The 20565-nt window shown below is 72.1% G+C and carries 16 protein-coding genes; 6 read left to right on the top strand and 10 right to left on the bottom strand.

What is annotated here, in order from left to right:
* Nucleotides 1–16 precede the first annotated feature (16 nt).
* Entirely contained in the window at nt 17–1210 is a 1194-nt protein-coding gene (locus IE252_RS32975) for an RtcB family protein (RefSeq protein WP_190093121.1), read from the bottom strand.
* Nucleotides 1211–1445: 235 nt separating this feature from the next.
* Between IE252_RS32975 and IE252_RS32970 the strand changes: the two genes are divergently transcribed.
* From IE252_RS32970 to IE252_RS32960, 3 genes are all read left to right on the top strand, one after another.
* On the top strand, nt 1446–2300 hold the full coding sequence (locus IE252_RS32970) for a DUF3558 domain-containing protein (RefSeq protein ID WP_190093120.1): 855 nt from the start codon (nt 1446–1448) through the stop codon (nt 2298–2300).
* Between the two features lie 71 nt (nt 2301–2371).
* Nucleotides 2372–3127, top strand: coding sequence for a DUF3558 family protein (locus IE252_RS32965; RefSeq protein ID WP_190093119.1), 756 nt, complete (start codon nt 2372–2374; stop codon nt 3125–3127).
* 133 nt (nt 3128–3260) lie between these two features.
* On the top strand, nt 3261–4520 hold the full coding sequence (locus tag IE252_RS32960) for a DUF2637 domain-containing protein (RefSeq protein ID WP_190093118.1): 1260 nt from the start codon (nt 3261–3263) through the stop codon (nt 4518–4520).
* A gap of 108 nt (nt 4521–4628) precedes the next feature.
* Here the strand turns inward: IE252_RS32960 and lysS are convergent, their stop codons facing one another.
* The gene (gene lysS / locus IE252_RS32955; protein WP_190093117.1) at nt 4629–6365 is read right to left on the bottom strand and encodes a lysine--tRNA ligase; all 1737 of its coding nucleotides are present in this window, start codon (nt 6363–6365) and stop codon (nt 4629–4631) included.
* A gap of 191 nt (nt 6366–6556) precedes the next feature.
* Here lysS and argS point away from each other — a divergent pair, with 191 nt between their 5' ends.
* On the top strand, nt 6557–8317 hold the full coding sequence (gene argS / locus IE252_RS32950; RefSeq protein WP_190093116.1) for an arginine--tRNA ligase: 1761 nt from the start codon (nt 6557–6559) through the stop codon (nt 8315–8317).
* A 23-nt stretch (nt 8318–8340) separates the two neighbouring features.
* Here the strand turns inward: argS and IE252_RS32945 are convergent, their stop codons facing one another.
* Nucleotides 8341–9681, bottom strand: a complete 1341-nt coding sequence (locus tag IE252_RS32945) for a helix-turn-helix domain-containing protein (RefSeq protein WP_190093115.1) — start codon at nt 9679–9681, stop codon at nt 8341–8343.
* 356 nt (nt 9682–10037) lie between these two features.
* Between IE252_RS32945 and IE252_RS32940 the strand changes: the two genes are divergently transcribed.
* Complete coding sequence (locus IE252_RS32940) at nt 10038–10799, top strand: DUF4232 domain-containing protein (protein WP_190093114.1); 762 nt, start codon at nt 10038–10040, stop codon at nt 10797–10799.
* Between the two features lie 9 nt (nt 10800–10808).
* Here IE252_RS32940 and IE252_RS32935 read toward each other — a convergent pair whose 3' ends face one another.
* Nucleotides 10809–11999, bottom strand: a complete 1191-nt coding sequence (locus IE252_RS32935; protein WP_190093113.1) for an aminotransferase-like domain-containing protein — start codon at nt 11997–11999, stop codon at nt 10809–10811.
* Nucleotides 12000–12335: 336 nt separating this feature from the next.
* Here IE252_RS32935 and IE252_RS32930 point away from each other — a divergent pair, with 336 nt between their 5' ends.
* The gene (locus IE252_RS32930) at nt 12336–13235 is read left to right on the top strand and encodes a lactonase family protein (RefSeq protein WP_190093112.1); all 900 of its coding nucleotides are present in this window, start codon (nt 12336–12338) and stop codon (nt 13233–13235) included.
* Here IE252_RS32930 and IE252_RS32925 read toward each other — a convergent pair.
* The 6 genes from IE252_RS32925 to IE252_RS32900 form a co-directional block, all read right to left on the bottom strand.
* Nucleotides 13210–14181, bottom strand: coding sequence for a molybdopterin-dependent oxidoreductase (locus IE252_RS32925; RefSeq protein ID WP_190093111.1), 972 nt, complete (start codon nt 14179–14181; stop codon nt 13210–13212). The two genes, IE252_RS32930 and IE252_RS32925, sit on opposite strands and share 26 nt — an antisense overlap.
* Nucleotides 14182–14200: 19 nt before the next feature.
* Entirely contained in the window at nt 14201–15187 is a 987-nt protein-coding gene (gene hemB, locus IE252_RS32920; protein ID WP_190093110.1) for a porphobilinogen synthase, read from the bottom strand.
* A 288-nt stretch (nt 15188–15475) separates the two neighbouring features.
* Complete coding sequence (locus IE252_RS32915) at nt 15476–17140, bottom strand: bifunctional uroporphyrinogen-III C-methyltransferase/uroporphyrinogen-III synthase (protein WP_190093109.1); 1665 nt, start codon at nt 17138–17140, stop codon at nt 15476–15478.
* Entirely contained in the window at nt 17137–18111 is a 975-nt protein-coding gene (gene hemC, locus IE252_RS32910; protein WP_190093108.1) for a hydroxymethylbilane synthase, read from the bottom strand. The genes IE252_RS32915 and hemC overlap by 4 nt, the downstream gene beginning before the upstream one ends.
* Nucleotides 18108–19703: a glutamyl-tRNA reductase gene (locus IE252_RS32905; RefSeq protein ID WP_190093107.1), complete on the bottom strand. Its 1596-nt coding sequence runs from the start codon at nt 19701–19703 to the stop codon at nt 18108–18110. The genes hemC and IE252_RS32905 overlap by 4 nt, the downstream gene beginning before the upstream one ends.
* Nucleotides 19700–20473, bottom strand: a complete 774-nt coding sequence (locus tag IE252_RS32900) for a redox-sensing transcriptional repressor Rex (protein WP_190093106.1) — start codon at nt 20471–20473, stop codon at nt 19700–19702. Before IE252_RS32900 ends, IE252_RS32905 begins: the two co-directional genes overlap by 4 nt.
* Nucleotides 20474–20565 lie beyond the last annotated feature (92 nt).

The following is a 20565-nucleotide window of genomic DNA, read 5'->3' as shown; positions in this document are numbered from 1 at the left end:
CGCGCCCCAGCGCGCCTCAGCCCTTCACGCACACGACCTGCTTCAGCTTGGCCACGACCTCCACCAGGTCGCGCTGCTGGTCGATGACCTTCTCGATCGGCTTGTACGCGCCCGGGATCTCGTCCACGACGCCGGAGTCCTTGCGGCACTCCACGCCCCGCGTCTGCTCCTCCAGGTCGCGGGTCGTGAACTTCCGCTTCGCCGCGTTCCGGCTCATCTTGCGGCCCGCGCCGTGCGAGGCGGAGTTGAAGGACGCCGCGCTCCCGAGGCCCTTCACGATGTACGAGCCGGTGCCCATCGAGCCCGGGATGATCCCGTAGTCCCCGGAACCGGCGCGGATCGCGCCCTTCCGCGTGACCAGCAGGTCCATGCCGTCGTACCGCTCCTCCGCCACGTAGTTGTGGTGGCAGCTGATCACCGGCTCGAAGGTCACCTTCGCCTTCTTGAACTCCTTGCGGACCACGTCCTGGAAGAGCGCCATCATGATCGCGCGGTTGTACTTCGCGTACTCCTGCGCCCAGAACAGATCGTTCCGGTACGCCGCCATCTGCGGGGTGTCCGCGATGAACACCGCCAGGTCGCGGTCGACCAGGCCCTGGTTGTGCGGGAGCTTCTGGGCCTCGCCGATGTGGAAGTCGGCGAGCTCCTTGCCGATGTTCCGGGACCCGGAGTGCAGCATCAGCCAGACCGAATCCGACTGGTCGAGACAGAACTCGATGAAGTGATTCCCGGAACCGAGCGTTCCCATCTGCTTCACAGCCCGCTCCTGACGGAACTTGACCGCGTCCGCCACCCCCTCGAACCGCCCCCAGAAATCGTCCCAGCCCGCCGTGGCGAAGCCGAAGAAGCGGCTCGGGTCTACTGCGGAGTCGTGCATTCCGCGGCCGACCGGGATGGCCTCTTCGATCTTGGAGCGGAGGCGGGAGAGGTCGCCGGGGAGGTCGTTCGCGGTGAGGGACGTCTTGACCGCGGACATGCCGCAGCCGATGTCGACCCCGACCGCCGCCGGGCAGACCGCGCCGTGCATGGCGATGACCGAGCCCACCGTCGCGCCCTTGCCGTAGTGGACGTCCGGCATCACGGCCAGGCCCTTGATCCACGGCAGCGTGGCGACGTTGCGCAGCTGCTGCATCGCGCCGTCCTCGACCGTCGCCGGGTCCGCCCACATCCGGATCGGGACCTGCGCGCCCGGTACCTCTACGTACGACATAATTCCTCGTTCCCCCGAGTCTCCCGAGTCTCCACAGTCACCCCAGTTGGGTGATTTGACTGGTTTTCCCGACAAATTCCTTTGCGCCATCATGCGCCTGGTGCGCAAAAACCGTCACCAAAGACCACAAACAGGACAGTGGACCGGCGTTCACGGCAGCGCGTGCGATAGACATTGTGTCCAGCCGCCGCCTTCCGGCGGCAACCGCTTTTCTCCCGAAAGGAGCCTGGGAACCGTGCAGCGAAAGGCGTACGTGCCGGGTGTGGCGCTCCTCGTGGTGCTCGTCGCGGGCTGCTCCTCGGGATCCGGCACCGACGGCACCGCCACGGACTCCAAGGCGGGCGTACCCAAGGCGGCCGCCGCGCCGCCCGGCCGGTACCGCACGCTGCCCGAGCCGTGCCGTGCCGTGAACAAGGGCGTCCTCAAGGACATGCTGCCGGGCGCCGCCGAGCTTGCGGACGACCAGAAGGCGAAGGCGTACGCGGGGGCCGCGGAGCTCACGTACGACACGGACCGGCGGGTGGGCTGCCGCTGGAAGGACGAGGCGCCGGACGCGGTGCGCCGGCTGTACGTCGACTTCGAGCGGGTCGTGTCGTACGACCCCGCCGTCAGCGACGACGACCGGGCGAAGGCCGTCTACGGGAAGAAGGAGTCGGCCGCCAAGCTGCCCACCGCGAAGGACGGCGGCAAGGACACCTCCCGCCCCGGCGGCGGCGGAACCGGCAAGTCCGGGACCCCGTCCGGCACCCCGAGCGGCAAGCCCTCCGGGCTGCGCGTCCAGAACCAGGCCGCCTCCCCCACCACCCCGCCCGCCTCCTCCGGCCCGCCCGCCACCACCCCCGACGGGCTCAAGCCGCGCATCCTCACCGGGCTCGGCGACGCCGCGTACCTGGACGACGCGCTCACGGCGAGCGGTTCGGCCGCCCAGCGCCGTACCGTGACGGTGGTCTTCCGTACGTCCAATGTGATCGTGACCGTGGAGTACACGGAACAGCCGAGCTCCCCGAGCGCGACCGCCCCCGACAGCCAGGAACTCCAGGAGAAGACCCAGGCCCTGGCGGCCAAGCTCGCCGAGCTCTTCGGCGACTGAGCCCGCCGGGCCGTCCGAGCGACCCCATGAGCGACCAGCCAGCAGCGACCAGCGAAGGAACGCGTAGAACCATGCACCGACCCGCCCCCGCCACCGCCCCGCGCACGCGGCTCGCCCGTGTGCTCGCCTGCGCCGCCGTCCCCGTGATGCTCGTCGCCGTCGGCTGCTCGTCGGACTCCGGCGGCGACGAGAAGAAGAAGGACTCGGGGTCCTCGTCCTCGGCCGCCACGCCGAGCGGCAAGCAGTCCCAGTCGCCGTCGGTGGCCCCGGCGAAGTACGCCAAGCTGCCGGACCCGTGCAAGGCGCTGGCGGAGAAGACGATCGACGACCTGGTGCCGAAGGCGAAGTCGAAGTCGGGCACGGCGGGCAAGTCGACGGACGTGGCCTCGCAGGGCACCTGCTCGTGGAACGGCCTGGACGACAAGGGCGTGAAGGGCTCGCAGTACCGCTGGCTGGACGTCTCGTTCAAGCGGTACGGCTCGGACGCGGCGATCGGCAGCGGCGACCAGCGCGCGGCGAAGGAGTACGCGCGTCTGCTCGCCGCGACGAAGGCGACGGACGGCGCCAAGAACGTGAAGGCGACGCCGGTCAGCGGCATCGGCGACGAGGCGACGGCGGTCAGCTACGACCTGCACAAGACCGACGAGGACTTCAAGTACGCGGTGATCGTGGCCCGTACGGCGAACGCGGTGGTCGTGCTCGACTACAACGGCGCCGGCTACCAGGGCGCGGACGCGCCGGACGCCGGGGATCTGATGAAGGACGCGCAGGGCGCGGCCAAGGAGGCGGTGGCCTCGGTGGTCACGGCCAACGGCGCCAAGCAGTAGCGGCGACCGGTTTCAGCAGCGGCCGGTAACGAGCCGGGCTCGATACGGAGTCCTGCCCTCCCCCATGGGCGGGACTCCGTGTTCATGTGCCAGGCTTTGCGCGCCGGTTGTCGACGACGGAGGGGGATCGCGGGTGGCCGCGACGCAGCTGACGCGCACGCATCGCATACTCATCGGGGTGGTGGTCGCGGGTGCGGTGATCATTGCCGGGATCGGGTTCGCGGGTTCTTACGCGGCGGTGCGCGCCCTCGCGGAGAAGAAAGGTTTCGGAACCTTCTCCCTCGTCTTCCCGATAGGCATCGACGCGGGCATCTGTGTGCTCCTCGCGCTCGACCTGCTGCTGACCTGGATCCGCATCCCCTTCCCGCTGCTGCGCCAGACCGCCTGGCTGCTGACGGCCGCGACCATCGCCTTCAACGGCGCGGCCGCCTGGCCCGACCCGCTCGGCGTCGGCATGCACGCCGTCATCCCGGTCCTGTTCGTCGTCGCCGTCGAAGCCGCCCGCCACGCGGTCGGCCGCATCGCGGACATCACCGCCGACAAGCACATGGAAGGCGTCCGCCTCACCCGCTGGCTGCTCTCCCCCGTGCCCACCTTCCGCCTGTGGCGCCGTATGAAGCTGTGGGAACTGCGCTCCTACGAGCAGGTCATCAAGCTCGAACAGGACCGCCTCGTCTACCGCGCCCGCCTCCAGGCCCGCTACGGCCGCGCCTGGCGCCGCAAGGCGCCCGTCGAATCCCTGATGCCGCTGCGCCTGGCCAAGTTCGGCGTCCCGCTCGCCGACACCGGCCCCGCCGGCCTCGCCGCCGCGGGCATCGAGCCCACCCTGCTGCCCACGGCCCCGCCGGTCACGCCCATGGTGAGCGCGACGCCCCAGCCGGTCGAGCTCCCGGCCGCGCCCACGCCCGCTCCCCAACCCGAGCCGGTGCCCGCGCCCGCGCCCGTACAGGCCGAGGAGCAGCCGCAGGCCGAGGCCGAGCCCGTGGAGAGCCCCTGGTTCGCCGCGCAGCAGCTGGGCCCGGAGGCGTACGAGGGCACGTACGACCCGCAGTACGTCGAGGGACTGGAGCCGACCCCGGTGATGGTCCCGGCGGGCCCGGGCCGCACCCGTCCGCTGGGCAGCGCGCCCGAGCAGCACCTGACGCACGGGGCGCCGCCGGTGGCCGAGGAGTCGTGGCAGCCGGAGGACTCCGTGTTCGCGGACATGGCGTACAAGGTCTTCGTCGAGTACGTGAACGAGCTCAGCGACTATCCGAACGTCGAGGCGCTGGAGATACACCTCGCGGACGGGCACGGGGTGACGCATCCGCGGGGGGCGGCGTTGCTGCGGCGCCTCATGCCGGAGTTCAAGGCGCGGTACCACGCGGAGCTGGAGGCGGACCACATCGCGTAGCCCGGCCTTTGTCTGCGGGCCGTCCCCAACTGGTCGCGCAGTTCCCCGCGCCCCTAGGCAAAAGGGGCCCGGGGCGAATGCCCCGAGCCCCTCTCCCGCGTGCGGCGGCTAGGCCGCCAGCAGCTTGCGAACCCGGTCCGCGCCCACGGCAAGCAGCAGCGTGGGCAGGCGCGGGCCCGTGTCGCGGCCTACCAGCAGGTGGTAGAGGAGCGCGAAGAAGGTCCGCTGGGCGGTCTTGATCTCCGGCGGCAGCTCCTTGGGCGTGGCGTCCGCGGAGAACCCGGCCTGCACCTTCGGCACGCCGTAGACCAGGTGGGTCAGGCCGTCGAGCGACCAGTGGTCGTCGAGGCCGTCCACGAGCAGCCGCAGCGACTCGCGGGCCTGGTCGTCGAGGGTGGCGAGCAGCTCGGTGTCGGGCTCCTCGCGCACCACGGTCCGCTGGTCGGCGGGCACCTGCGTGTTGATCCACGCCTCGGCCTTGTCGAGCCGCGGCCGCACCTCGTCCAGGGACGCCAGCGGGTTCGCCGGGTCCAGGTCGCTGAGGATGCGGACGGTCTGCTCGTCGTGGCCGGCGGTGATGTCGACGACCGAGGCGAGCGTGCGGTACGGCATGGGGCGCGGGGTGCGCGGCAGCTCGCCGGCGGCGGTGCGGGCGGCACGCGCGTAGGCCGCGGCGTCGGCGGGCAGCACGCTGCCGTCGGCGACCTTGGCCTCCAGCTTGTCCCACTCGTCGTACAGCCGCTGGATCTCCTGGTCGAAGGCGATCTTGAACGACTGGTTGGGCTTGCGGCGCGCGTACAGCCAGCGCAGCAGCTGCGGCTCCATGATCTTCAGCGCGTCGGCCGGGGTCGGCACGCCGCCCTTGGACGACGACATCTTGGCCATGCCGCTGATGCCGACGAACGCGTACATCGGGCCGATCGGCTGCTCGCCGCCGAAGATCGACACGATCTGGCCGCCGACCTGGAACGAGGAGCCCGGGGACGAGTGGTCGACGCCGGACGGCTCGAAGATCACGCCCTCGTACGCCCAGCGCATCGGCCAGTCGACCTTCCAGACCAGCTTGCCGCGGTTGAACTCGCTGAGCCGGACGGTCTCGGAGAAGCCGCAGGCCGAGCAGGTGTAGGTGAGCTCGGTGGTCGCGTCGTCGTAGGCCGAGACCGTGGTGAGGTCCTTGTTGCAGCCGCCGCAGTAGGGCTTGTACGGGAAGTAGCCCGCGGAGCCCGTGCCGTCGTCCTCGGCGGCCGCGCCGGAGCCCTCGGCGGCCTCCAGCTCGGCCTCGTCGACCGGCTTCTGGCCCTTCTTGGCGGGGGCCTTCTTGGTGCGGTACTGCTCCAGGATCGCGTCGATGTCGCCGCGGTGCTTCATCGCGTGCAGGACCTGCTCGCGGTAGGCGCCGGAGGTGTACTGCTCCGTCTGGCTGATCCCGTCGTACTCGACGCCGAGCTCGGCCAGGGCCTCGGTCATCGCGGCCTTGAAGTGCTCGGCCCAGTTCGGGTACGCGGAGCCGGCCGGGGCCGGGACCGAGGTGAGCGGGCGGCCGATGTGCTCGGCCCACGAGTCGTCGATGCCGGGGACGCCGTTGGGCACCTTGCGGTACCGGTCGTAGTCGTCCCAGGAGATCAGGTGGCGGACCTCGTACCCGCGCCGGCGGATCTCGTCCGCGACCAGGTGCGGGGTCATGACCTCGCGGAGGTTGCCCAGGTGGATGGGGCCGGAGGGCGACAGGCCGGACGCGACGACGACCGGTTTGCCAGGCGCACGACGCTCCGAGTCGGCAATGACCTCGTCCGCGAAACGGGAGACCCAGTCGGTCTCGGTGCTGCTCTGAGCCACGGTCGGCACGTCCTTCTTTCTCGTACGCCTTGAAGAGGCTGGCCCGCCCATTGTCCCAGACGGAACCACCGCCTCCGGGGTTGCGCGGTTTTCCCGGAGAAACGGAAGACGCCCGCGTGGGAGAATCGGCTTGAACGCATCCCGCCCGCATCCCGGAGCAGATCCGGATATGAGCGGCCAACCGACAGGAAACGGAACCCATGGCTTCGGTCCCTTCCCTCGCTTCCACTGTCCAGCAGCGCCTGGCGGACGCCCTCTCGGCAGCCCTGCCGGAGGCCGGCTCCACCGACCCGCTGCTGCGACGAAGCGACCGGGCCGACTTCCAGGCCAACGGCATCCTGGCGCTCGCGAAGAAGCTCAAAGGCAACCCGCGCGAGCTGGCGACCAAGGTCACCGACGCGCTGGACGCCGGTGACGTCCTCAAGGACGTCGAGGTCTCGGGCCCCGGCTTCCTCAACATCACGCTCACCGACCGGGCGATCACGCGGACGCTGGCCGCCCGCGCCGCCGACGACCGGCTCGGCGTGCCGCTGAAGGAGAACCCGGGCGTCACGGTCGTCGACTACGCCCAGCCGAACGTGGCGAAGGAGATGCACGTCGGCCATCTGCGCTCGGCGGTCATCGGTGACGCGCTGCGCGGCATGCTCGACTTCACCGGCGAGCAGACGATCGGCCGCCACCACATCGGCGACTGGGGCACCCAGTTCGGCATGCTCATCCAGTACCTGATCGAGAACCCGGGCGAGCTGGCCCCGGCCGACGAGGTCGACGGCGAGCAGGCCATGTCGAACCTGAACCGGGTCTACAAGGCCTCGCGCGCGGTCTTCGACTCCGACGAGGAGTTCAAGGAGCGGGCGCGCAAGCGGGTCGTCGCCCTCCAGTCGGGCGACAAGGAGACCCTGGAGCTGTGGCAGCAGTTCGTGGACGAGTCGAAGGTCTACTTCTACTCGGTCTTCGAGAAGCTGGACATGGAGGTCCGGGACGAGGAGATCGTCGGCGAGTCCGCCTACAACGACCTGATGCCGGAGACGGCCCGCCTCCTGGAGGAGTCCGGCGTCGCCGTGCGCTCCGAGGGCGCGCTCGTGGTCTTCTTCGACGAGATCCGCGGCAAGGACGACCAGCCGGTGCCGCTGATCGTGCAGAAGGCGGACGGCGGCTTCGGCTACGCGGCGTCCGACCTCTCGGCGATCCGCAACCGCGTCGGCGACCTGCACGCCACCTCGCTGATCTACGTCGTGGACGTACGCCAGTCGCTGCACTTCAAGATGGTCTTCGAGACGGCCCGCCGGGCGGGCTGGCTCAGCGACGAGGTCACCGCGCACAACATGGGCTACGGCACGGTGCTCGGCGCGGACGGCAAGCCGTTCAAGACCCGTGAGGGCGAGACGGTCAAGCTGGAGGACCTCCTCGACGAGGCCGTCGAGCGGGCCACGGCGGTCGTGCGCGAGAAGGCCGAGAAGGTGGGCCTGACCGAGGAGGAGATCGTCGAGAACGGGCGGTACGTCGGCATCGGCGCCGTGAAGTACGCGGACCTGTCGACCTCGGCGAACCGCGACTACAAGTTCGACCTGGACCAGATGGTGTCGCTGAACGGCGACACGTCGGTCTACCTCCAGTACGCGTACGCCCGGATCAAGTCGATCCTGCGCAAGGCCGGCGAGGCCCGGCCGACCGCCCACCCGGAGCTCGCGCTCGCCCCGGCGGAGCGGGCCCTCGGCCTGCACCTGGACGCGTTCGGCGAGCTGGTCTACGAGGCGTCCGCCGAGTACGCGCCGCACAAGCTGGCCGCGTACCTGTACCAGCTGGCGTCGCTGTACACGACGTTCTACGACCAGTGCCCGGTCCTCAAGGCCGAGGCGGCCGAGCAGGTCGAGAACCGGCTGTTCCTGTGCGACCTGACCGCCCGGACGCTCCACCAGGGCATGGCCCTGCTCGGCATCCGGACGCCCGAGCGCCTCTGATCCACCCCCGTGCGGGGAGCGGCTCACGTGGTGAGCCGCTCCCACACGTTGGTGTCCAGCCGGTACTCGTACGCCGGGCGGCCCTTGATCGCGCTGCTGTGGAACGGCTTCCCGTTGTCGTAGACCGGGATCTTGCCGGAGCGGTCGCCGCTGCTCCAGTCGATCTCCAGGTACCAGGTCACGTCGTGCGCGTCGGTGTGCACATCGAGGTTGAGCACCTGCGGATCGGTCGTGGACACCTTGTACGGGAAGTCCGTGGCGGGCACCTTCACCTCGCCCTGCAGGCCGCCGACCGGCTTGGTGCGCGGCTGGGCCGCGTCCAGGTCGATGTCGAAGAAGCCCGGGGTGACCGCGCCGCCGCACCCCGAACCCATCGAGTACGCGGTCCAGTCGAGCGGCGCCCCACGGTCCACGACCCGGACGTGCACGGCGTTGATGACGACCGACTCGGCCGTCTTGCCGGTCGCGGTGAGCTGGAGCGTGAGGTGGCCGCCGTCGACGCCGCCGAGCAGCGACGCCCAGGGGCGGCTCTCCCCGGGGGACGGCGGCTTCGGCACCGAGCCCGGCTTCTGGTCGAGCAGATAGAACTTCCCGCAGGGCCCGTCCCACTGGTACGAGCTGACGCCGACGGCGATCGGGTCGGCGGCGGGCGGGGCGTGCTTGCGGGGCGCGGGCGCCGACGGGGTGCGGGCGGACGGGCTGCCGCTGCCGGACGGGCTCGCCGAGGAGGCGTCGGGGCTGGGCGCGGGCGACTTGGGGGGCGTGCCCTTCGGGAGGGTGCGCCCGGTCTCCTGGGCGTCGGCGACGGTCGAGCTCTTGCCGCCCCCGTCGTCCCCGGGCCCGCCGGAGAGCGCGGCGACGGCCACGGCCGGAACGGCGAGCGCGACGACGGCGGCCCCGATGAGCACGAGGCGGGTGCGCTTGGTGATACGGGACGTACGGCGCGGGGCGACCGCGTCGGTGACGACGGAGACGACTTCGGGCTCGGGTTCCGGGGCGGGGGTCGCGAGCGGGGGCTCCGGCTCGGGTGCGGGGCCCGCTCCCGACTCCTTCTCGTCGGGACCGGCCGACGCGGCCGGACGCGCCGCTTCCGCCGCTGCCGCGCCCCGCGACCGGCGGCGCGCCTCGTCCGCCAGGATCCACCGGCGGTGGAGCTCGACCGACTCCTCCCGGGTGGCCCCGCAGAGCCGGGCCAGCCGGTCGATGGGGGCGTATTCGTTGGGCACGGCGTCGCCGTTGCAGTACCGGTGGAGCGTCGACGTACTCACGTGGAGCTTGCCGGCGAGGACGCCGTAACTCCGTCCGGAACGGTCCTTCAACTCCCTGAGCAATGCCGCGAAATCCTCGGACTCAGCCGTAGCCACGAGCCGTTTCCCTCCCCTGTCCGTCCCGGAAACGCGTTCCAGGGGAAGGCAGTTTCCCCAGGTCAGAGCGTGTTTCCGCGTTCCAGCTTCCCCCATTGTCCCCTGCTGATTGCGATCGCCGCCGACCGGCCCGCAAGGTGAGTGCAGCAACCAGCCAACACCGGCACCACCGGGGGAGAGCAGTCCATGCGATTCCGCATCCGGGTCAACCTGGCGGACTCGATGGCCGCCGCGATGCTGGCCGCTTCGGTGGTCACGGTCGTCGCACTGGTCCTCAGCCTTCACGCCTGACCCGCTCGCTCACCTACTCAGCACGCACCACTCACGCACCGACCCAACGGGGAGCTCGATCCACCATGCGCACCAACCTCCGCATCACCGCCGCCGCGACCACCGCCCTCATCGCCGCGCTGTCCCTCAGCGCCTGCGGCAGCGACTCCGGTTCGAAGGAGTCGGACAAGGCGGCGTCGAAGCCGTCCGCCTCGGCGCCCGCCACCGCCGGTACGGACGGCGGCGGCCAGGGCGCCACGACCGGCGGCGACACGGCCGGGACGACGGGCGGCACGGGCGGCACCTCCGGCGGCACCGGTGGGTCCGGCGGGTCCGGTTCGACCAGCGGCGGCCACGGCACCGCCAAGCCCGCCAAGTCGAACGGCAAGCAGTCGGGCGGCCAGTCCGGCTCGGGCTCGTCCAAGCGCGTCACCTGCACCGGCTCCAACGTGAAGCTGACCGCGACCGTGGTCTCCCGCCCGATCAACCACGTCCTGCTGACCGCGACCAACATCGGCAAGACGACCTGCAACGCCTACGACGCCCCGGCCGTGAAGTTCTCCAACGCCCAGTCGCCGATCCCGGTCGACAAGGACACCATCCCGCAGTCGGTGGTCACGCTCGCCCCGGGCCAGTCCGCGTACGCGATGATCCGCACCCAGGGCGAGCCCGACGGCACCGACCCGTACATGACCAGCCAGGTCGTCGTGTACTTCCGCGGCGCCGTCGGCATGGAGTCCGTCGGCCGCTCGGCCTACGCCTCGCTGGCCAAGCCGGTCGGCGTGGTCGACGCCCAGGCCATGGCCACCTACTGGCAGTCGGACATGGGCGCGATCAGCGCCTGGTAGCCGACGCCGTCAGCCCCGCAGCGCCCGCCCCAGCCGCCGCAGCCCCTCCGCGATCTCGTCCGGCGCCGAGGTGACGAAGCACAGCCGCAGCGCGGCCGGGTCGGGCGTCCCCGCGAAGAAGGGGGCACCGGGCACGTACGCCACGTCGTGGGCGACCGCCTCCTTCAGGGAGGCGGTCGCGTCGCTTCCCGGCGCCAGCGTCGCCCACAGGAACATGCCGCCCTCGGGCCGGTTCCACGAGGAGCCCTCGGGCAGCGCGTCCGCGAGCCCGGCGAGCATCGCGTCCCGACGCTCGCCGTACGCCGCCCGCACCTTGGCGACGTGCGCGTCCAGGTCGCGGTCGGCCAGATAGCGGGCGGCGGCCAGCTGGTTGACGGTCGGGGTGTGCAGGTCGGCGGCCTGCTTGGCGATGCCGCAGGCCCGCAGCAGCGCCTCGGGCGCCCGCAGCCAGCCCAGCCGCAGCCCCGGAGCCATGATCTTCGAGTAGCTGCCGAGGAGGACGGTACGGTCGGCGGCGCCCTCGTACGAGGAGATCCACGGCACGCTCTCGCCCTCGTAGCGGAGTTCTCCGTACGGGTCGTCCTCGACCACCCACAGCCCGCGCCGGACGGCGACCTCGGCGACGGCGCGGCGCCGCTCGGCGGTCATGGTGCGGCCGGTCGGGTTCTGGAAGGTGGGCACCGAGTAGAAGAGCTTCGGCCGCTCCCGGGCGACGAGTTCGTCGAGGGCCACGGGGTCGGGTCCGTCGGCGTCCGAGGGCACGGCGACGATCCGGGCGCCCGCGAACCCGAAGGCCTGGAGCGCGGCGAGGTAGCAGGGGTCCTCGACGAGGACGGTGTCCCCGGGCTCGACGAGCGCCGCGGCGAGCAGGGTGAGGCCCTGCTGCGACCCGGTGGTGACGAGCAGCTGCCCGGCCCTGGTCGGCAGTCCGCGCGCGGTGAGCCGCGCGGCGGTGGCGGCCCGCAGCCCCGGGTCGCCCTCGGTCGTCGAGTACTGCAACGCGGCCCGCCCCTCGCCCGCGAGCACGGCGCCGAACGCCTCGGCCATCCCCTCCACGTCGAACAGCTCCGGCGCGGGCAACCCACCCGCGAACGAGATGACCTCGGGCCGAGCGGTGAGCGCCAGGATCTCCCGCACGGGCGAGGCCCCCACGGAGGCTGCGCGTGCGGCGAGGGCGGGTGGTGCGGCGGCGACGTTCATGGGCGGCCCCCAGTCGTTTAGTAGGACATCCAACTAGCGAGGCAGCGTACGCACTTCCATGCCACATACACACGCCGGTCCGCGTTTTGGTCGCGGAAGAGCCCGCCCGGGGGAGTGCCGCGCAGCGGCATCTCCAGGGGCGCGGGGAACTGCGCGACCAGTTGGGGACGGCCCGCACCCGAAGAACCAGCCGCCCGGCGGAGGGCTTTAGGGAAGGGGCGGGGTGGGGGATTCACACCCGGCCGGGTGACCCCGGCCGCGCGGCTGCCCCCCGACCCCCCGCCGCACTCGCTACCTCTGTGACGACACAGGCGCACGACGACGTCGGGAGACCAAGTGAGCCGGGACGAGGAACAGTGGGACACAGACGTCCGGGCGGAGCTCCAAGTCCACCCCGACGGCACGTGGCTGTACGTGGGCGAACCCCACGGCATCCTCCGCGTCCCCCTGGGCGAGGACGGCCGCCCGGAGGCCCCCGCAGAATGGACCCCGGGCATCAGGCCGTACGGCCTGGCAACGGACAGCACCGGCACCCGCCTGTACGCCACCGACCCCCCGGCCCGACGACTCCTGTGGCACCCCCTGGACCCCACCGGCAGACCCAACCGCGGCATCGGCTGGCAGGTGTACACCCCGACCACCGCCGAGCCGGGCGGCACGGTCGCGCCGCACCCGTCCCGCCCCCTCCTCTACGTGGCCAACCGGGACGAGAAGGCCGCAGTCTCGTGCGTACCGCTGCGCGAGGACGGCAGACCGGACGACGGCGGCACGACGACGCTCTGGGTACGCGGCACGGCCCCCCTCCACAAGGGCCTGGCCGTCCACCCGGCCGGCACCCACCTCTACGTCAGCGACCCCCAGGGCCGCGCCCTGAACGTCTTCGCTCTGAACGCGGACGGCCGGGCGGACTCCGACGGCCCGTCGCTGACCCGGCAGACGCTCCCCGCTCCGGGCCCGCTCACGGTCCACCCGGCGGCCAGCTGCGTCTACTTCGCCGAGGAGGAGACGGGAGCGGTGTACCGGACCCCGCTCGCCCCCGACGGCCTCCTCGCCCAGGACACCGCGCCCGAGCAGCTGCCGGGCTTCACGGTCCCGCACTGCACGGGCATCGCGGTGCACCCCCGGGGCACGTACCTCTACGCGTCCACGACGACCACGCTCGCGGTGACCGAGCTGAGCCCGCACACGGGCCACCCGTCGGGACGCCCGGTCACGCTCCCGCTGCCGCGTCGCTGACGCCGACCGTGACCTCGTGGATCGAGTTGCGCACACCGGGCGGCGGCTGGACGCGCCCGTCGCGGTCGGTGGCGCGGGCCCGGATGCGGTGGCGCCCGGGCGGGAGCCGCAGGTCGAGGGTGAAGGGCTGCCAGGCGGGATCGTCCCCGAGGGGTTCGAGGACGGCGGGCCGCCAGGGCCCGTCATCCACGCTCACATCGACGGCGACGACTTCACACGTACTCCAGGCCCGACCGACCAACTCCACCCGCTCCCCCGACAGTTGGTCACCGTCCTGGGGGCCGAGGATCTTGCTCCCCACATCCACCGAACGCACCGGCCGGGCGGTCCGCTCTCCCGGATGGACGCGGGTGTAGAAGCGCGTGGTGAACATGTGGTCCGGCCGTTCGTCGGCCAGAAGGATCCGGGTCAGCCACTTCACCGAGTTCGTGCCGAACATCCGGGGCACGACGGTCCGCAGCGGGTGCCCGTGCCGGACGGTGAGCGGCTCGCCGTTCATCTCGTACGCGAGGAAGACGTCCCGCCGGGCGGTCTCCAGGGGCAGGTCCTTCACGTACGAGAGCCCGTCCTCGCCGTCGAACGCCCCGGTGTCCGCGCCCTCGAACCAGACGTGCCGCGCGGAGGCGAGCGGCACGGCCCGGTCGAGGAGCGCGGCGAGGTCGAACCCGGTCCACACCAGATTGGCCACGGCCCGGGTCGGCACGTCCGGCTCGAACGGGTTGCCGAAGCACTCGTGGAAGGCGGTGAACCGGCGGGCGGGCAGGGCGAGGACGTCGTCGAGCCGCAGTCGGAACGGCCGCTCGACGAGCCCTTCGACGGACAGGGTCCAGGAGTCGAGGTCGAGGTCCGGCACCCCGAGGTGGGCGCGCACGAACACGTTGTCGACGGGCGTCACGAAGTCGACGACGTCGTCGAAGTCCCGTACGTCTAACGCCTGTTCCGCCACCGCTGGACCCCCATCTGTCCTACAGACCGCGGGCGACCTCCGTCGCCCAGTACGTCAGGATCATGTTCGCACCGGCCCGCTTGATTCCCGTCAGAGTCTCCAGGATCGCCCGGTCGCGGTCGATCCAGCCCTTCTCGGCGGCGGCCTCGACCATCGCGTACTCACCGCTGATCTGGTACGCGGCGACGGGCACGTCCACCGACTCGGCGACCTTGGCGAGGATGTCGAGGTAGGGGCCCGCGGGCTTCACCATGACCATGTCGGCGCCCTCGTCGAGGTCGAGCGCGAGCTCGCGCAGGGACTCGCGGACGTTGGCGGGATCCTGCTGGTACGTCTTGCGGTCGCCCTGGAGGGAGGAGCCGACGGCCTCGCGGAAGGGGCCGTAGAAGGCGGAGGAGTACTTCGCGGTGTAGGCGAGGATCGAGACGTCCTCGTGGCCGGTCTGGTCGAGGGCGTCGCGCACGACGCCGACCTGACCGTCCATCATGCCGCTGGGGCCGACGACGTGGACGCCGGCGTCGGCCTGGACCTGGGCCATCTCGGCGTACCGCTCCAGGGTGGCGTCGTTGTCGACGCGCCCGTCGGCGTCGAGGACGCCGCAGTGGCCGTGGTCGGTGTACTCGTCGAGGCAGAGGTCGGACATGACGACGAGGTCGTCCCCGATCTCTTCGCGCACGGCGCGGATGGCGACCTGGAGGATGCCGTCGGGGTCCGTGCCCGCGGTCCCGGCCGCGTCCTTCTTCTCGTCCTCCGGCACGCCGAAGAGCATGATCCCGGCGACCCCGGCCTCCACGGCCTCCACGGCGGCCTTGCGCAGGGTGTCGAGCGAGTGCTGCACGACGCCGGGCATGGCCTGGATGGGGACGGGTTCCGTGATGCCCTCGCGTACGAACGCGGGGAGGATCAGGTCGGCGGGGTGCAGCCGGGTCTCGGCGACCATGCGGCGCATGGCGGGGGTGGTGCGGAGCCGCCGGGGGCGGGCGCCGGGGAAGGATCCGTAGGTCATGCACCTACGCTACGCCGCTCCCCCCGGGGGTTTTTGCCCCACCCCGCCCCTTCCCGAAAGCCCTGGCCGGGCGGCTGGGTTCTTCGTCTGCGGACCGTCCCCAACTGGTCGCGCAGTTCCCCGCGCCCCTGAGATCGCCCCTTCGGGGCGCTCAGGGGGATTGCCGCGGAGCGGCATCTTCAGGGGCGCGGGGAACTGCGCGACCAGCCACCCACGGTCCGCAGACGAACGGGGCCGGGCGCAGCCCGCCGGGGGGCCGGGGGCTGTGCCCCCGGGCCGCCCACGGGCTCAGGTCGTACGACGGCGCCGTGCCCCAGGCCGGCGCTCGCTCGGGCGGGTCACGTGCTCCCCCGCCTCCACCGCCGCCGCGCGGCGCGCCGCGCCGAACTCGGCCAGGGCCTCCGCCAGTTTCAGGACCGACGGCTCGGGGGCCATCACGTCCACCCGGAGCCCGTGCTCCTCGGCCGTCTTGGCCGTGGCCGGGCCGATACACGCGATCACCGTCACGTTGTGCGGCTTGCCCGCGATGCCGACCAGGTTGCGGACGGTCGAGGACGACGTGAAGAGCACCGCGTCGAAGCCGCCGCCCTTGATCGCCTCACGCGTGTCCGCCGGCGGCGGCGACGCGCGCACGGTCCGGTACGCCGTGACGTCGTCCACCTCCCAGCCCAGCTCGATGAGCCCGGCCACCAGCGTCTCGGTGGCGATGTCCGCCCGGGGCAGGAAGACGCGGTCGATCGGGTCGAAGACCGGGTCGTAGGGCGGCCAGTCCTCAAGGAGGCCCGCCGCCGACTGCTCGCCGCTCGGCACGAGGTCCGGCTTCACGCCGAACTCCACCAGCGCCGCCGCCGTCTGCTCGCCGACCGCCGCGACCTTGATGCCCGCGAACGCGCGCGCGTCGAGCCCGTACTCCTCGAACTTCTCGCGCACGGCCTTGACCGCGTTGACGGAGGTGAAGGCGATCCACTCGTAGCGGCCCGTGACCAGGCCCTTGACCGCCCGCTCCATCTGCTGCGGCGTGCGCGGCGGCTCGACGGCGATGGTCGGCACCTCGTGCGGCACCGCGCCGTACGAACGCAGCTGGTCGGAGAGCGACGCCGCCTGCTCCTTCGTGCGCGGTACGAGCACCCGCCACCCGAAGAGCGGCTTGGACTCGAACCACGACAGCCGGTCGCGCTGGGCGGCGGCGGTGCGCTCGCCGACCACGGCTATCACCGGCTGGTGCCCGTCCGGGGACGGCAGCACCTTCGCCTGCTTGAGGACCTGGGCGACCGAGCCGAGCGTCGCGTTCCAGGTGCGCTGGCGCGTGGTCGTACCGGCGATCGTCACCGTCATCGGCGTATCGGGCTTGCGGCCCGCCGCGACGAGTTCGCCCGCCGCCGCGGCCACCGTCTCCAGGGTCGCGGAGACGACGACCGTGCCGTCGCTCGCGCCGACCTCGGTCCAGCAGCGGTCGTCCGCGCTGCGCGCGTCGACGAAGCGGACGTCGGCGCCGCCCGAGGTGTCGCTGAGCGGTACACCGGCGTACGCGGGTACGCCCACCGCCGTCGCGACACCGGGCACGACCTCGAAGGGGATGCCCTCCGCGGCGCAGGCGAGCATCTCGTCGCCCGCGCTGCCGTCGAGCCCGGGGTCCCCGGAGACGGCACGGACGACCCGCCTGCCGGAGCGCGCGGCCTCCATGACAAGATTGGCCGCGTCCCGCAACACGGGGACTCCTGCGGTGGCTGACGCCTCGTCAACTACCGTCAGCTGAGGCGTGTCCACACCTGCCCGCGCATGCGCGCGAACCACGTCGAGCACAGCCGGCTCGGCGATCAGGACATCGGCCGACGCCAGCGCTTCCACGGCGCGCAGCGTCAGCAGTCCCGGGTCCCCAGGGCCGGCACCGAGGAAGGTGACGCACCCGTGCGCGGAGACGGCGGGAAGGTTCGAGGACGTGGTGGGGCTCAAAGTGCTCGCTCCCCCATAAGACCGGCCGCACCCTTGGCAAGCATCTCGACCGCGAGTTCGCGACCGAGCGCCACGGCTTCGTCGTGCGACGCAGGTACGGGACCGGTGATGGACAACTGCACCAGCGTCGAGCCGTCGGTGGTACCGACGACGCCGCGCAGGCGCATCTCATGAACAACCTGTCCGTCGGCCAGCAGGTCGGCGTAGGCACCCACAGGTGCGGAACAGCCGGCCTCCAGGGCGGCGAGCAGGGACCGCTCGGCGGTCACGGCGACCCGGGTGTACGGGTCGTCGAGCTCGGCGAGCGCGGCGGCGAGGTCGGCATCGGCTGCCGTGCACTCGATCGCCAGTGCCCCCTGGCCGGGGGCGGGCAGCATGGTGTCGACCGGAAGGAAATCGGTCACCTCACCGATCCTGCCGATGCGGTTCAGCCCGGCCGCGGCGAGTACCACCGCGTCGAGTTCACCGCTGTGCGCGAATCCGATCCGGGTGTCGATGTTCCCCCGGATCGGCACGGTTTCGACGGCGAGGCCGTGGCTGCGCGCGTACGCGTTCAGCTGCGACATGCGCCGGGGCGAGCCGGTGCCTATGCGGACCGGGCGGCCCTCGGCGGCGGCGGCCAGCTCGGTCAGGGTCAGCCCGTCGCGCGCCACCAGCACGTCGCGCGGGTCCTCGCGGACCGGCACGGCGGCGAGCACGAGGTCGTCGGGCTGTGCGGTCGGCAGGTCCTTGAGCGAGTGCACGGCGAAGTCGACCTCGCCGCTCAGCAGCGCGTCGCGCAGCGCGGTCACGAAGACGCCCGTGCCGCCGATCTGCGCCAGGTGCTCGCGCGAGGTGTCGCCGTACGTGGTGATCTCCACCAGCTCGACCGGACGCCCGGTCACCTGCCGTACGGCGTCGGCCACCTGGCCGGACTGGGCCATGGCGAGCATGCTGCGCCTGGTCCCCAGCCTCAGTGCTTTCTGGGTCATGACCGCCCTCGGTTCTTCGCGTCTCGGTTCTTGACGTCGACGTCGTTCAGATCGGCCCGCGACACGGCGGCGACCGTCTCCGGGTCGAGGTCGAAGAGTGTGCGCAGCGCGTCCGCGTACCCGGCGCCGCCGGGCTCGGCCGCCAGCTGCTTGATCCGCACGGTCGGCGCGTGCAGCAGCTTGTCGACGACGCGGCGCACGGTCTGGGTGACCTCGGCGCGCTGCTTCTCGTCCAGGTCGGGCAGCCGCCCCTCCAGGCGCGCCACCTCGCCGGCCACCACGTCGGCGGCCATGGCGCGCAGCGCGACCACGGTCGGCGTGATGTGCGCGGCGCGCTGGGCGGCACCGAAGGCGGCGACCTCGTCGGAGACGATCGAGCGCACCTGGTCGACGTCGGCGGCCATCGGCGCGTCGGCCGAGGCCTCGGCGAGCGACTCGATGTCGACGAGGCGCACACCGGGGATGCGGTGGACGGCGGCGTCGATGTCGCGCGGCATGGCGAGGTCGAGCAGCGCGAGCCGGACCGGGCCGCTCTGCGCGGGGATGCGGCGCTGTGCGGCGGGCCGGGCGCCGGTGGCGTTGTCGGCCCAACTGCCGTGCAGTTCGAGGGAGTCGGCGTCGACGCCCTGGTCGCGTACGGCGTCGGCGGCCTCGGCGACCGCGGTGTACGCGGCGAGTCCGGCCCCGGCGGCGGCCGTGGCGGCGAAGTCGACGGGGCAGCCCTCGGCGGCGGGCGCCTGGCTCGCGGGAGCGGCCGGGACCGGGGCGCCGACCGCGTCGCCGACGGCCTGAGCCGTCAGAACCAGACCGGTCGCGCCCGTACAGGAAACCGCCACGTCGACTCGTGTCAGCTCGCGCGCGACGTCGGCCATCGACACCGCGCGGGCGGCCGTGCCCGACTCGTTGAGGATCTCGACCAGGCGCTCGGCGCGGGCGGGCGTGCGGTTGGCGACGATCACCTCGCGCACTCCGGCGCGCGCCAGCGTCGCCGCGGCCAGCGAGGACATCGAGCCCGCGCCGATCACCAGGGCGCGCTTGTCCTTGGCCCAGCCCTCGACGGAGACGCCGACGGCCAGCTGCTCCAGGCCGAAGGTGACCAGGGACTGCCCGGCCCGGTCGATACCGGTCTCGCTGTGGGCGCGCTTGCCGACCCGCAGGGCCTGCTGGAACAGGTCGTTGAGGAGCCGCCCGGCGGTGTGGAGCTCCTGCCCCAGCGCGAGGGTGTCCTTGATCTGGCCGAGGATCTGCCCCTCGCCCACGACCATCGAGTCGAGCCCGCACGCCACCGAGAAGAGGTGGTGGACGGCCCGGTCCTCGTAGTGCACATAGAGATACGGAGTGAGCTCCTCCAGACTGACGCCGCTGTGCTGGGCGAGCAGCGTGGAGAGCTCGGCGACGCCCGCGTGGAACTTGTCCACGTCCGCGTACAGCTCGATCCGGTTGCAGGTGGCCAGGACCGCCGCCTCGGCGGCGGGCTCCGCGGCCAGGGTGTCCTGCAACAGCTTGACCTGCGCGTCCGCGGAGAGGGAGGCCCGCTCCAGGATGCTGACGGGGGCGCTGCGGTGGCTGAGGCCGACGACCAGGAGGCTCATGCCGGCATCACGGCGGGCATGTCCCCGTCGGGTCCCTTCCGGTCCACGGCCGCGCCGCCGCGCACCACGGGCGCCACGACGTCGGCGGCCTCGGCCGCGGCCGCGTCCTCACCGGCCTTGCGCTGCTCGTGGAAGGCGAGGATCTGCAGCTCGATGGAGAGGTCGACCTTGCGCACGTCGACGCCCTCGGGCACCGACAGGACGGTCGGCGCGAAGTTCAGGATGGAGGTGACCCCGGCGGCGACCAGGCGGTCGCAGACCGGCTGCGCGGCGCCCGCCGGCGTCGCGATGACGCCGATGGAGACCCCGTTCTCGCTGATGATCTTCTCCAGGTCGTCGGAGTGCTGCACCGGGATCCCGGCGACGGGCTTGCCCGCCATCGCGGGGTCCGCGTCGATCAGCGCGGCGACCCGGAAGCCGCGGGAGGCGAAGCCGCCGTAGTTGGCGAGGGCCGCGCCGAGGTTGCCGATGCCGACGATGACGACCGGCCAGTCCTGGGTGAGGCCGAGCTCGCGGGAGATCTGGTAGACGAGGTACTCGACGTCGTAGCCGACGCCCCTGGTCCCGTACGAGCCGAGGTACGAGAAGTCCTTGCGCAGCTTCGCGGAGTTGACCCCCGCGGCCGCGGCCAGCTCCTCGGAGGAGACCGTGGGTACGGAGCGCTCCGACAGTCCGGTCAGCGCACGCAGATACAGCGGAAGCCTGGCGACGGTGGCCTCGGGGATTCCTCGGCTACGGGTCGCCGGTCGGTGAGTTCGGCCAGTTGCCACGGTGCTCCTGCGGGATGAGCGAGGCAGGCGGCCATGTGTCCCAGGACCGCCCCGTCGAATGCAGGCTATGTCTTTGTGAACGCGTGCACAAA

It is taken from the genome of Streptomyces melanogenes, assembly GCF_014649795.1.
GTDB lineage: Bacteria > Actinomycetota > Actinomycetes > Streptomycetales > Streptomycetaceae > Streptomyces > Streptomyces noboritoensis.
The sequence above is the reverse complement of the archived record's forward strand: the minus strand, read 5'-3'. Positions and strand labels throughout refer to the sequence as shown.

Coding starts and splice junctions, on each gene's coding strand:
- IE252_RS32975 (WP_190093121.1), bottom strand. CDS start 1,210: ATGTCGTACGTAGAGGTACCGGGCGCGCAGGTCCCGATCCGGATGTGG.
- IE252_RS32965 (WP_190093119.1), top strand. CDS start 2,372: ATGCACCGACCCGCCCCCGCCACCGCCCCGCGCACGCGGCTCGCCCGT.
- argS (WP_190093116.1), top strand. CDS start 6,557: ATGGCTTCGGTCCCTTCCCTCGCTTCCACTGTCCAGCAGCGCCTGGCG.
- IE252_RS32940 (WP_190093114.1), top strand. CDS start 10,038: ATGCGCACCAACCTCCGCATCACCGCCGCCGCGACCACCGCCCTCATC.
- IE252_RS32935 (WP_190093113.1), bottom strand. CDS start 11,999: ATGAACGTCGCCGCCGCACCACCCGCCCTCGCCGCACGCGCAGCCTCC.
- hemB (WP_190093110.1), bottom strand. CDS start 15,187: ATGACCTACGGATCCTTCCCCGGCGCCCGCCCCCGGCGGCTCCGCACC.
- hemC (WP_190093108.1), bottom strand. CDS start 18,111: ATGACCCAGAAAGCACTGAGGCTGGGGACCAGGCGCAGCATGCTCGCC.
- IE252_RS32905 (WP_190093107.1), bottom strand. CDS start 19,703: ATGAGCCTCCTGGTCGTCGGCCTCAGCCACCGCAGCGCCCCCGTCAGC.